Consider the following 11,900-nt stretch of genomic DNA (forward strand, 5'->3'; position numbering starts at 1 on the left):
CTGCCTCAAAGCGTGACGCCGCGTTTCCAGATGCCGATGGCGCGTTCGTCGTTGCTCTCGTTGCGCGCCGGTTCGCCGCTGGCGATGGCGACGATGCGGTCCAGCAGCGCAGCAGCCGCGGCTTCCATGCCGATGTCCAGCGCCAGCGCCGCGTCGAAGTCTATCCAGCCGGGTTTGCGCTGTGCCAACGAATGGTTGGAAGCGATCTTCACGGTTGGCACCGGGCTGCCCAGCGGCGTTCCGCGCCCGGTCGAAAACAGCGTGATGGTGGCCCCTGCCGCCGCCAGCGCGGTGGTGGAAACGGCGTCGTTGCCCGGCCCCTCCAGCACGGTCAGTCCGCCCGGCGAGTGACTGAGCGACATCCGCTCGCCATAACCGATGACGTCGTGGATCGGCGCAAGTCCGCCTTTCTGCACCGCGCCCAGCGACTTTTCCTCCAGCGTGGTGATGCCGCCGGCGATGTTGCCGGGGCTGGGGTTTTCCGAAACCGGCTCGCCGTGGTCGAGGAAGTAACGTTTGAAGGAGTTCACCAGTTCGGAGAGTTTGTCGAACACCTCCTGATTGGCCGCTCGTTCCAGCAGCAGGGTTTCCGCGCCAAACACTTCGGGGATTTCGGTGAGGATCGCAGCGCCGCCGGCCTGCGTCACGGCATCGGCCATCAGCCCGATCAGAGGGTTGGCGGTCAGCCCGCTCATCGCGTCGGAGCCGCCGCACTTGACGCCGAGGCGCAATTTGGAGAGCGGAACCTCCTCGCGCCGGTCGGTGGCCATCAGGCCCATCAGTTCAGCGATCAGGGCTTCCCCGGCGGCAAATTCGTCGCCCTCCGACTGGGCGCGCAGTATCCGCAGGCGGGTGCGGCGTTCAGGCGGAATGCGCTCAAGCAGCGCATCGAGCTGGTTGGATTCGCAGCCCAGACCCAGCAGGAGCACCCCGCCGGCATTGGGATTGAGCGCAAGCGAGGCGATGATCGCCGCCGTGCCGTCAAGATCAGCGCCGAGCTGCGAACAGCCGAACGGATGGTTGAAGGCGTGGACCCCGTCGACACCGGGCGCATCGCCCGCGCGCTGCGCCAGCCGCTCACCCAGCCGTCCCACGCAGCCGACCGTGGGCAGGATCCATAGCTCGTTGCGGGTGCCGACAGTGCCGTCAGGCCGGACATAGCCGCGAAAACTGCGCGCGGGGGCGGGCGCCTGCGTGCCGGTCCCGGCTTGCGGTCCGGCGAAGGCATAGGCGCGCTCGCCGACCAGCGCGGTGGCGACGTTGTGCGTGTGGACATGCTCGCCCACCGCGATGTCCCGCGTGGCTACGCCGATCGGCGCGCGGTAGCGGCGCACAGGCGCGCCCTTCGCGATGGGCGCTAAGGCAAACTTGTGCCCTGCGCCGATCGCATCGCGCAGGCGCACCGACTGTCCGTCCACCATCACGTCTTCGCCCGATTCGAGCGGGCGCAGCGCAACGGCGACATCGTCCTCCGCTGCGATTCTAACGGCGTCTCTGGTGGGTGCGGCGGTGTCGACAACGGTTTCTAGCATTGCCGCTGAATACATCATTGCCAGCGCTGGCACAACTCGGTAATCGAGCTTCGTGAAAGGCCATGCGCCAAGGAGTCTCCCGTCGATGCCACAGCTTTCGCTTAACCCCGACCGCCTGCTTCCCGCCGATCCGACGACGCGGGCCATCGCCCGCGAACTCTATGCGCAGGTGGCCGGCGCGCCAATCATCAGCCCGCACGGCCACACCGACCCGGAGTGGTTCGCCAGCAACGCCGCGTGGTCGAACGCGACCGAACTGCTGCTGGCGCCGGATCACTACCTGTTCCGCATGCTCTATTCGCAGGGCGTGTCGCTGGACGCGCTGGGCGTTCCCCGGCGCGGTGGGCAGATGCCGGATACCGACCCGCGCGAGGCATGGCGCCTGTTTGCCGCGAACTGGAAGCTGTTCCGGGGCACACCGTCGAGCATGTGGCTGAACCATGTCTTCGCGGAAGTCTTCGGGATAGACGTCACCCTGGATGAAGGCACAGCGGACCACTATTTCGACGTGATCGGCGATGCGCTGGCATCCCTGGCGTTCCGTCCGCGCGCGCTGTTCGAGCGTTTCAACATCGAACTGCTCGCCACCACCGAAGGCGCGGGCGACGATCTGAAGCATCACAAGGCGACCCGCGCTTCGGGCTGGGACAAGGCAGGGGCGGTGGTGACCACTTATCGCCCCGATTCCGTGATCGACCCCGAGCACGATTCCTTCACGCGCGACATGGCCCGCTTTGCCGAGCTTTCGGGCGAGGACGTGACAAGCTGGACCGGCTACCTCGCCGCGCATCGCAAGCGCCGTGCCGATTTTCGTGCGATGGGCGCCACCGCGACCGACCACGGTTTCCTAACGCCGCGCACCGCCAACCTCTCGAAGGCGGAATGCGAGGCGCTGTTCGGCAAAGTCATGGGCGGAAAGGCGGACGCCGATGAGGCGGAACTGTTCCGCGCGCAAATGCTCACCGAAATGGCGCGCATGAGCCTGGAGGACGGCATGACCATGCAGATCCACCCCGGCGCCACGCGCAACCACAACGCCCGCTTGTTCGCCAGCCATGGCCGCGACAAGGGCGCCGACATCCCGCGCGGCACCGAATATGTCGAGGCGCTGCGCCCGATGCTGGACCTGTTCGGCAATGAGGCGGGCCTCACGGTGATCCTCTTCACCCTCGACGAGACGACTTATGCGCGCGAACTGGCGCCGCTGGCCGGGCATTATCCCTGCCTCAAGCTGGGCCCGGCATGGTGGTTCCACGATAGCCCCGAAGGAATGCGCCGCTTCCGCGAGATGACGACGGAAAGCGCCGGTTTCTACAACACCGTGGGCTTCAACGACGATACCCGCGCCTTCCTTTCGATCCCGGCGCGCCACGATGTGGCCCGGCGCATCGACTGCGGCTTCCTTGCCCGCCTTGTGGCCGAGCACCGGCTGGCGGACTGGGAAGCGGCGGAACTGGTGCAGGAACTGACCACGGGTCTGGTGCGCAAGGCTTACGGCCTCAAAACCCCCGCGCGTGTGGTGGAACCAGCATGACCAGGCTTTCGCAAGACACGCTGGCGGCGCTGCCCGGCGCCGTAGCCCGCCCGCAATATGATCGTGCGGCGGTGCGCGGCGGCGTGGTGCATTTCGGGCCGGGGGCGTTTCACCGGGCGCATCAGGCGGCGGCGTTCGATACCCTGCTGGGCCATGATCCGCGCTGGGGCATCACCGGCGTCAGCCTCAATTCGCGCGGGGTTGCCGATGCGCTGAACCCGCAGGATGGGCTCTATACGCTGGCGCTGCTGGAGGAGCAGACCGAATTCCGCGTCATCGGCAGCATTGGCCGGGTGCTCACCCGCGATGAACCGGGTGCGATCCTTGGCGCGCTGGCGCATGGCGATACGCGCATCGTCAGCTCTACCGTGACCGAAAAGGGCTATTGCCTCGGCGCTGGCGGCGCGCTCGATTTTGCCCATCCGGCGATCCGCGCCGATCTCGATGGCGCCAGGTCTGCCGACTGGGTGCCCGGCTCGTTCACCGGCTGGCTGGTCCATGGACTGCGGGCGCGGCGCCTTGCCGGCCTGCCCGGTGTCACCGTGCTTTCGTGCGACAACTTGACCGACAACGGCCGAAAGCTGGAGGCCGCGACCATCGCGCTGGCCGAGGCGATCGACCCGGAAACCGCCCGCTGGATCGCAGACGAAGTGCGTTTTCCCAACGCCATGGTCGATTCCATCACCCCCGCCACCGATGACGCCCTGCGCGCCCGCGTCGCTGCCGCGACCGGGCTTGAGGATGCCTGGCCGATCCAGCGCGAACGCTTCACGCAGTGGGTGATCGAGGACCGCTTCGCCGGAGAGCGCCCCGCGCTGGAATGCGCCGGGGTGACGTTCGCGGGAGAGGTCCGCCCGTTCGAGACGGCCAAGCTGCGCCTCCTCAACGGCGCCCATTCCTCGCTGGCCTACATCGGGCTGGGCCTGGGTTTCGAGACCGTGGCCGAGGCGATGGCCGACCAGGGCCTCGCCGCCTTTGCCGAGCGGTTGATGCGCGAAGACATCGCGCCTTCGGTCAGCGCGCCGCCGGGGCTGGACCTGCCTGTCTATATCGCCGACGTGCTGGCGCGGTTCGCCAATCCGGCGATCCGGCACCTGCTGTCGCAGATCGCGTGGGACGGGTCGCAGAAGCTACCGTACCGCCTGCTCGATACCACGCGCGATGCGCTGGCCGCCGGGCGTCCGGTAGACCGCCTGGCGCTGCCGATTGCGGCGTGGCTGCGCTTCCTTGACCGCGCTGCGCGTAGCGGCGGCAGCATCACCGATCCCTTGGCGGGCCCGCTGCTTGAGCGGGCTGGGGACTGGCGCCGTGTCGTCGGTATGCGGGAAATCTTCGGTGATCTGGGCGAGGATGCCCGCTTCCTGCGCGCCGTGGAGGCAGGGCTTGCCGCGCTGGAGGCTGGCCGGCTGGAGCCGCTGCCAGCCTGACGGCAGGAGTTCGACGGGCCGGTTACTGCGGTGCCGGTCCGGTCGATTCCGCCGCAACGATCTGCAATGTCGCCTGATAGGGCAGGGGCGCGGCAAGACCCTCGATGCGGGCGATCAGCTGGTCCGCCGCTGCTGCTGCCATCTCGGCGAAAGGACGCAATACCGAGGTCAGCGCAGGCGTCAGCATCTTGGTAAGCAGGCTACCGTCGAAGCCGACGACGGACAAGTCGCCCGGCACCGCGATGCCCCGGCTGGCGACAACCTTGAGGACGCCTGCGGCCATGATGTCGTTCGCGGCGAAAATCCCGGTGGGCCGCTGGCCGAGGCTTAGAAGGTGATCGGCGGCGCTTACCCCGGATGCGAAGCCATAGTCGCCCGACGCTTCGGCAACGCTGGCCCCGCCATCGCGCTCGGCTTCCGCCAGAAATCCGGCGCGGCGTTCCATGGCCGATGCAGTGTCGGCCGGGCCGTTGATGATGGCGAGCCGGCGGTGGCCCAGGTCCAGCAGATGGCGCGCCACCTGGGCACCTGCGGCCCGTTCCTCGCTGAGGATCACGCCCGTGAACCCCTCGATCGGTACGGAGGACAGCGCCATAGCGGGAACCTGCGCCTCCTCCAGCGCGGCGGCCAGGCCGGGTACGCCCGAGATCGGCGGCAGTATCACCAGCCCATCCACCCGCGATCTTTCGGCAAATTCCACTACGTCACAAATGGCAGCCCCGGCCTCCAGCGGCGCGGCGTGGACGATCAGTTCGTACCCGCGCGCGGAAGTCCGTGCGACGATGCCGCGCTGGATGGAATCGAGCACCAGCGCGTTACGATCATTGTGCACCAGCCCGATCAGGAAAGAGCGCCGCATGGCAAAGGCCCGCGCGCGCAGGCTGGGGCGGAAATTGAGCTGCGCGATGGCATCCTCGATCCGCTCACGCGTCTGGGCATTCACCTTGGGCGATTTGTTAAGAACGCGCGACACGGTGCGGATCGAAACACCAGCTGCCGCTGCCACGTCCTCGATGGTGGGATCATTCGCGCGGGGTTTGCCGGGGGTTTCGTCCATCGTCCCTGTCTATGGACTGCGGCGCGGCGATCAAGTCGGACGGTGAGATTGTTTGCGGTAAGGGCGGGCCGACCGATTACCATTGACACCGGTATCATTGATGATAGCGTTATCAGAAAATAGACAGCAATCGGGAGAGAAACGCGTGAAAATCGATCGCCGCGAGGCGCTGTCCGCAGCATTGGGAGCCGTATCGCTGACTGCGCTGGGCGCGGCAACGCCTGCGTCAGCGCGGGCTGCGTCAGGCAGCGGTGCCGGGGGCGATGGCGGCGCAGGCAAGGCTCCGCCGCCTTATCGCCGGGGCTTCGACAACCAGCGCGTCGCGGACCTTGGGGACGGGCGTTTCCTGAACCCGCTGATGGCCGGGGACCACCCCGACCCTTCGATCATGCGCGACGGGAAGGACTATTACATGACCTTCTCTACCTTCGATTCCTATCCGGGGCTGGTCGTCTGGCATTCTCGCGATTTGCTGAACTGGCAGCCGATCACGGCGGCGCTGACGAAGAACGTGGGCGCGGTGTGGGCGCCGGATATCTGCAGGCACGGCGGGCGCTATTTCATCTACTTCCCGGCCAAGGCCAGCCCCAACGCCAACTACGTGATCTGGGCGGACCGGATCGAAGGCCCATGGAGCGACCCGATCGACCTGGGCCTGCCCGATCACATCGACCCCGGTCATGCCGTGGGCGAGGACGGATCGCGCTGGCTGTTCCTGTCGGGCGGCGACCGTATCCGTTTGAGCGAGGACGGCCTCTCCACGGTAGGCAAGGTGGAGCATGTCTACGATCCGTGGCACTATCCTGACGATTGGGATGTGGAAGGTTTCTCCCCCGAAGGCCCCAAGATCGTACGGCACGGGGCGTACTATTACCTCATCACGGCGGTGGGCGGCACTGCCGGTCCGCCGACCGGGCATATGGTAATCGCGGCGCGCTCAAAGTCGATCCACGGGCCTTGGGAAAACTGCCCGCACAACCCGATCGTGCGCACCACGGACCTCGCCGAAAAGTGGTGGTCGCGCGGCCATGCCACTTTGTTCGAAGGACCGGGGGGAGACTGGTGGTCGGTCTACCACGGCTATGAGCGCGATTTCTGGACGCTGGGGCGACAGACCCTGCTGGACCCGATCACCTGGACGGCGGACGGCTGGTTCCGCATGGAAGGCGGCGACCTTTCGCAGCCGATCGCGGCGCCCAAGGGCGGCAGCAAGTCCGGGCCGCAGGGCATCGCGCTGTCCGACGATTTTTCGACGCTCGAGCTGGGCAAGCGCTGGAACTTCTTCAAACCCTCAACCGACGAAGGCGCCCGGGCGCGGGTTGCGGACAAGTGCCTGCATCTGGCCGCCAGCGGCAAGGCCCCTGTAGATTCCTCGCCGTTGCTGCTGGTCGCCGGAGATCAGGCTTACGAATTCCAATGCGACATCGAGATCGACCCCGGCACCACGGCGGGCCTGCTGCTGTTTTACGACCAGCAGCTATACTGCGGCCTTGGCTTCGACGGCGAAAAGTTCGTCACTCACCAATACGGAATGGAGCGGGGCCGCCCTGCAAATCCGCACGGACGCCGGATGCTGATGCGCGTGCGCAATGACCGCCACATAGTATCGTTCCACACCAGCGGCGATGGCGGCAAGACGTGGAAGCGCTTCGATCGCGGCATGGAAGTATCGGGCTATCACCACAATGTACGCGGCGGTTTTCTGATGCTGCGGCCAGGGCTTTATTCCGCCGGCAAGGGCAGCGCCCGTTTCCGCAACTTCACCTTCCGCGCGCTTTGAAGGACCATCCGATCACTGCGATGCTGTCGATGCTCCCTGCGGACTGCTGCACCGGCAGATGGGTTTCGAGGTAATACGCCGGGAATCGGACCGGCCAGCGCATCGGGCGCTGGCCGGTCCATCATCCGATCAGAAGTTCACGCTGACCCTTCCGTAGAGGAAGCGTCCATTGAAACCGGCCGGCGAGAACGAGCTATAGGGAATGAAGTACCCGTTCAGCCCATAGTTCTGGCCGTTCTGCAGCCCGGCATAAACAGTGTCGGGATAGCTGTCGAAGATGTTGTTGGCGCCGACCGCAATTTCCAGCTGCGGGGCGGGCTTTACCCGCAGTTCCAGGTCGGCGATCCACTGGCGGCCCAGTTCCTGATCGCGCGCGGCATCGGCGCCGGGCGCCAGCACTTTGCCGTACCGGTTGGCGCGCGCGGTGAGGCCGACGATGTCGTAGTCCCAATCGAGGCCGACATTGATCTTGTCGCGCGGTTGGCCCCGGGTCAGGCGGAGCGATTCCTGGCGGCCGAACAGGGTTAGGCCGGGCAGGCTGGTCAGCTCTGCATAGTCGGTGATCTTGGTCTTGTTGTAGTTGTAGCCCGCTGTCAGCGAAAGGCGGCCAAAGCCCATGTCAGGCACGCGATAAGTGCCCACCACCTCGACGCCCTGCGTGCGCGTATCGATGCCGTTCACGAAGAAGCGCGCCGAAGTGATGTTGTTGAAGCCTGCCCCTTGCAACAGGGAAACCACCTGCGCGCCTTGCAGGTTCTCGGTGACGACGATCCGGTCCTTGATCTTGATGTTGTAATAGTCTGCCGTGATCGAAAGGCCGTGTATCAACGAGAAGGTCACGCCGCCCGAAAGATTGAGCGACTTTTCAGGGTCGAGCGGCTGCGAGCCGAGTGCGACCGCGACCGGATCGGAGACCGGGAATGTGCCGATTTCGACCAAGGTGCCGTTGACGTTGTTGGTCGACGTCGTGGCATAATACTGCTGGTGCAGCGACGGGGCGCGGAAACCCGTGGAGATCGAACCGCGCAGGGCGATGCCTTCGACCGGCTCCAGCCGGGCCGCCGCCTTGCCGTTCACGGTATCGCCAAAGTCGCTGAAGTGTTCGTAGCGACCGGCAAGCTGGAGGGTCAGGATATTCGCGAAGTCGCCTTCCAGTTCAAGGTAGCCCGCGAAGCTGTCGCGGCTGGCGTCGACTTCGTTGCTGGGACGAAAGCCGGGAAAGACCTGCGCGCCCGCTGCGCCGTTGAACGGAGGACCGGCATAGGGCCCGCCAAGATAGCTTTGCGGGTCACCCGCCTGGATGCGGAAATTCTCGTTGCGATATTCGCCGCCGAACGCCACCGACAAGTCGGTGAAGCCCACGTCGAAGCTCTTCTGCAGGTCGAGATTGGCGGTCGTCTGGCCGAAGGAGAGCTTGCCTGCATCGAAGCGCTGCTGGCTGGCCTCGCTGCCGTAGGACACGTTGAAGCTGTCCTCGACGAAGAAGTGGAACGAGTTGTGTCCATAGGCCAGCGATGCGTCGTAGTTCCACCCATCCACATTGCCCCTGAAGCCGCCGGCGGCCGAGACATCCTCGATGGTCGAGACGATCAGCGGCAGGAAGCCGTCCGGGTAATAGGGCACGAAGCTGGTTGTGGAGGCCGAAAAGTCGCGGTTGCGTGCATCGTTCGGGCGGCGGAAGAAGCCTGCGCTTTCGGCATCGCGGATGCCGTAGCTGCCAAAGGCGTAGAATTCGACATCGGGGCTGAGTTCGTAACCGCCGTTCAGGAAGAAGTTGTAATCGGTGGTGCCGGGATCACCGTAGCGGTGGTTGAAACGGTTGACGGTCAGCTCGCGCGGATCGGCAAGACCGCCGACGCTGGTGTACTGCTGGCGCGGGTCGGCGCCGGAACGGTTGGTCGGGTCCTTGTCCTGATACTGCGCCGTGAAATTGAAGTATCCCGCATCGCCCACCGGCAGGCCGATATTGGTCGCCAGCGTCAGCGACGCGCCGTCGCGGCGCTTGCGCTTGCCCCCCGGCGCAAGCTGGTAGACACCGGCCGCGCCGGCATTGGCATCCAGCGCGGGCTGGCCGTTTGCGCCCGTCACCACCCCGCCGTAGTTGGAAACGCCGTCCATCGTCGTCACGTATTTGCCCCAGGTGGCCGAGGCATGCATCCCCGCCGTCTTGCGCAGCTGGATGTTGATGACGCCCGCAATCGCGTCCGATCCGTATTGCGAGGATGCGCCGTCACGCAGTACTTCGATACGTTCGATCGCGATCGTGGGGATGGTGTTGAGATCGACCGCCGCCGAGCCACGCCCCACCGATCCGTTGATGTTGAGCAGCGCCGAAGTGTGGCGCCGCTTGCCATTGACCAGCACCAGCGTCTGGTCGGGGGAAAGGCCGCGCAGCGTCGCCGGGCGCAGCGCATCCGTGCCGTCGGTGATCGACGGCTGGGGGAAGTTGAAGCTGGGCACGAGCTGGTTCAGCACGCGGGCGGTGTCGGTATAGCCGGACTGTGTCAGCGCTGCTCCGCCGATGACGTCCACGGGAACCGTGCTGTCTGCCACGGTACGGTCCTGCCTGCGTGAACCGATGACCACGATCTGGTCCTGCGGCGCCGCCTCTCCTTCGGCGGCCGGCCCCTGGCCTATGTCCTGGGCCTGTGTCGGCGTGGTTGAAAGTGAAATGGCAATCGCCGCCACAGCGCAACCCGAAAACCGCTTCGCACCTAGAGTCATGGTTTACTCCTGTTTTCCCCGCAAGGTGGAGTATGCCGCACTGCAACATGAAACGAAGATACGATGCTGTAAGGCCGTGTTTTTCGTGCGCCTATGTTGCGGTCTTGTCACACTGTGGTCAATTACGGTCGGTATTTGCCTTTATGCGCCGCCCATTCATTTGGTGTAAGCAAGGCGTCATGCGCTATTATCTTGCCATCGCGGCCGGTCTTTGCCTGCTCGCCCCATCGGCGATGGCGCAAGTTACCTTGTCTCCCGCCGAAAGGGCGGCGGCTTTCCGCGCGGGCGGGTTCAAGCTGCAAGGTGGGAAATGGCACGCGTGCGGCGATCCGGGGACGGCCAGCTACACCGCTGGCACTGTCGAGGCGGTGAAGGACCTCAACGGAGACGGCCGCCCCGAAGTCGTCCTGACGGAAGGCAGCACTTACTGTTTCGGTAATACGGGAACGGGCTTCAAGCTCGTCAGCAAGCAGGCGGACGGCACCTGGAAGCTCGTCACCGAAAGCGAGGGGATTGCCACTTTCCTTGCAGTCAGAGGCGTTGGGGGATGGCCCGATATCGAGATCGGCGGTCCCGGTTTCTGCTTTCCGGTGGAGCGCTGGAACGGCCGCGCCTATGTTCTCAACCGGCATCAGTATGAAGGCAAGCCTTGCAGGCCCTAGCCACTTTGTGCGCCGTTGCCTGACCACACGGCCGCCAGGGCACCGGGCAGGGCATTGCCCAGATAGCCTGCGATCGCGTTTGCGGAAGGGTGCTCGTTCTCAAGACGCGCGCCTTGCAGCAGTACCACTTTGCGGCGGATGGATGGCTGGGTCAGCGGGACGACCGCCAGCGCCTCGTGATCGTGGCCGCGCACGTAGAGGCGCGGCATGACGCCCGCCGCAAGGCCGCTTTCCACAAGGCCGAACAGCGATTCCATGTGATCGACCCGGTAGCGGCGGGAATGGACGATGTTGTTTTCGCGCATGGCGGAAGCGCTGATTTCGCCGATGCTGCCGCTGGTGAAGTGCACCACCTCCATCTCGGCAAGCGCGCTCCACGGCAGCTGCGCGGCGCCGGCCAGAGGGTGTCCGCGCGATAGCACCAGCGTCATCTCGTCCTCGATCAGCGGGGTGGAGACCAGGCCCTCCTCGATCAGGCTGGCGACGCAGATGGCCATGTCCAGCGCGCCGCGATGCAGCTGCGCGATGAGGGCGTCGCTGGTCCCGTCCGTCAGGTGCAGGTTCACGCGGTGAGCGTCCTGATCGATTCCCGCGATGATCTGCGCCGTGGCGGGCAGGGCTGAGGGAACCGAGCCGATGCGCACCGTCGCCCGGCTGCGCTGGAGGGTGTCGCTCATATCCTGAAAGGCGTTGTCCGCCGTCGTCAGCAGGCGCCACGCATGGGGCAGCAGGGATTGCCCGGCCTCTGTCAGGACGACGCTATGCGTGGTGCGATCGAACAGGCGGGTGTCGAGCAAGTGCTCGATCTGGCGGATCGCGGCGCTGAGTGCTGGCTGCGACACGGCCATCGTTTCTGCCGCCCGGCTGAAGTTTCCGCTCTGGCTCAAGGCCACGAAAAAGCGCAATTGCCGGATGGAAAGCGGCATCCGGCCGGCGGGCAGCTGTCTGGACGGCATGAGAGGTATTCCCTGACGGAGTTGCAACATTTATAAGGCAATTTTATGAAATGATAAATATAAACAGTTTCCATTGATAGAACGCCCGACATAGCCTCGTTTCTGTCCTGCCATCCGGGCCGTATGAGGCGAACCCGGGCGGCTTTCGGCGCACCAACGCGGAAAATCCGTGGCGCCTGAAACACAGGGACAGTGGATGATCCTGGCGGGCCGCGAGATTTCTCAAGG

8 protein-coding genes are annotated in these 11,900 nt (G+C 65.4%); 4 read left to right on the forward strand and 4 right to left on the reverse strand.

Annotation, left to right across the window (positions count from 1 at the left end; all coding sequences use genetic code 11):
* Nucleotides 1-5: 5 nt before the first annotated feature.
* Nucleotides 6-1,532, reverse strand: coding sequence for a UxaA family hydrolase (locus TQ38_RS24090; protein ID WP_043970180.1), 1,527 nt, complete (start codon nucleotides 1,530-1,532; stop codon nucleotides 6-8).
* An 85-nt stretch (nucleotides 1,533-1,617) separates the two neighbouring features.
* Here TQ38_RS24090 and uxaC point away from each other — a divergent pair, with 85 nt between their 5' ends.
* The gene (gene uxaC / locus TQ38_RS24095) at nucleotides 1,618-3,066 is read left to right on the forward strand and encodes a glucuronate isomerase (RefSeq protein WP_043970182.1); all 1,449 of its coding nucleotides are present in this window, start codon (nucleotides 1,618-1,620) and stop codon (nucleotides 3,064-3,066) included.
* Nucleotides 3,063-4,493 (forward strand): mannitol dehydrogenase family protein, encoded by a 1,431-nt coding sequence (locus TQ38_RS24100; protein WP_043970184.1) that lies wholly within the window; start codon nucleotides 3,063-3,065, stop codon nucleotides 4,491-4,493. The genes uxaC and TQ38_RS24100 overlap by 4 nt, the downstream gene beginning before the upstream one ends.
* A gap of 22 nt (nucleotides 4,494-4,515) precedes the next feature.
* Here the strand turns inward: TQ38_RS24100 and TQ38_RS24105 are convergent, their stop codons facing one another.
* Nucleotides 4,516-5,550, reverse strand: coding sequence for a LacI family DNA-binding transcriptional regulator (locus tag TQ38_RS24105; protein WP_043970185.1), 1,035 nt, complete (start codon nucleotides 5,548-5,550; stop codon nucleotides 4,516-4,518).
* A 145-nt stretch (nucleotides 5,551-5,695) separates the two neighbouring features.
* On the opposite strand from TQ38_RS24105, the gene TQ38_RS24110 reads away from it, so the two are divergent.
* Nucleotides 5,696-7,330, forward strand: coding sequence for a family 43 glycosylhydrolase (locus TQ38_RS24110; RefSeq protein ID WP_205316143.1), 1,635 nt, complete (start codon nucleotides 5,696-5,698; stop codon nucleotides 7,328-7,330).
* Between the two features lie 129 nt (nucleotides 7,331-7,459).
* Here TQ38_RS24110 and TQ38_RS24115 read toward each other — a convergent pair whose 3' ends face one another.
* Nucleotides 7,460-10,054, reverse strand: coding sequence for a TonB-dependent siderophore receptor (locus TQ38_RS24115; protein ID WP_043970190.1), 2,595 nt, complete (start codon nucleotides 10,052-10,054; stop codon nucleotides 7,460-7,462).
* Nucleotides 10,055-10,233: 179 nt separating this feature from the next.
* Here TQ38_RS24115 and TQ38_RS24120 point away from each other — a divergent pair, with 179 nt between their 5' ends.
* Nucleotides 10,234-10,716 (forward strand): hypothetical protein, encoded by a 483-nt coding sequence (locus TQ38_RS24120; RefSeq protein ID WP_043970191.1) that lies wholly within the window; start codon nucleotides 10,234-10,236, stop codon nucleotides 10,714-10,716.
* Here the strand turns inward: TQ38_RS24120 and TQ38_RS24125 are convergent.
* Nucleotides 10,713-11,672, reverse strand: coding sequence for a LysR family transcriptional regulator (locus tag TQ38_RS24125; protein ID WP_052505506.1), 960 nt, complete (start codon nucleotides 11,670-11,672; stop codon nucleotides 10,713-10,715). The two genes, TQ38_RS24120 and TQ38_RS24125, sit on opposite strands and share 4 nt — an antisense overlap.
* Between the last annotated feature and the right edge of the window lie 228 nt (nucleotides 11,673-11,900).

It is taken from the genome of Novosphingobium sp. P6W (genome assembly GCF_000876675.2).
Classification (GTDB): Bacteria; Pseudomonadota; Alphaproteobacteria; order Sphingomonadales; family Sphingomonadaceae; genus Novosphingobium.

Coding starts and splice junctions, on each gene's coding strand:
- TQ38_RS24090 (WP_043970180.1), bottom strand. CDS start 1,532: ATGCTAGAAACCGTTGTCGACACCGCCGCACCCACCAGAGACGCCGTT.
- uxaC (WP_043970182.1), top strand. CDS start 1,618: ATGCCACAGCTTTCGCTTAACCCCGACCGCCTGCTTCCCGCCGATCCG.
- TQ38_RS24100 (WP_043970184.1), top strand. CDS start 3,063: ATGACCAGGCTTTCGCAAGACACGCTGGCGGCGCTGCCCGGCGCCGTA.
- TQ38_RS24105 (WP_043970185.1), bottom strand. CDS start 5,550: ATGGACGAAACCCCCGGCAAACCCCGCGCGAATGATCCCACCATCGAG.
- TQ38_RS24115 (WP_043970190.1), bottom strand. CDS start 10,054: ATGACTCTAGGTGCGAAGCGGTTTTCGGGTTGCGCTGTGGCGGCGATT.
- TQ38_RS24120 (WP_043970191.1), top strand. CDS start 10,234: ATGCGCTATTATCTTGCCATCGCGGCCGGTCTTTGCCTGCTCGCCCCA.
- TQ38_RS24125 (WP_052505506.1), bottom strand. CDS start 11,672: ATGCCGTCCAGACAGCTGCCCGCCGGCCGGATGCCGCTTTCCATCCGG.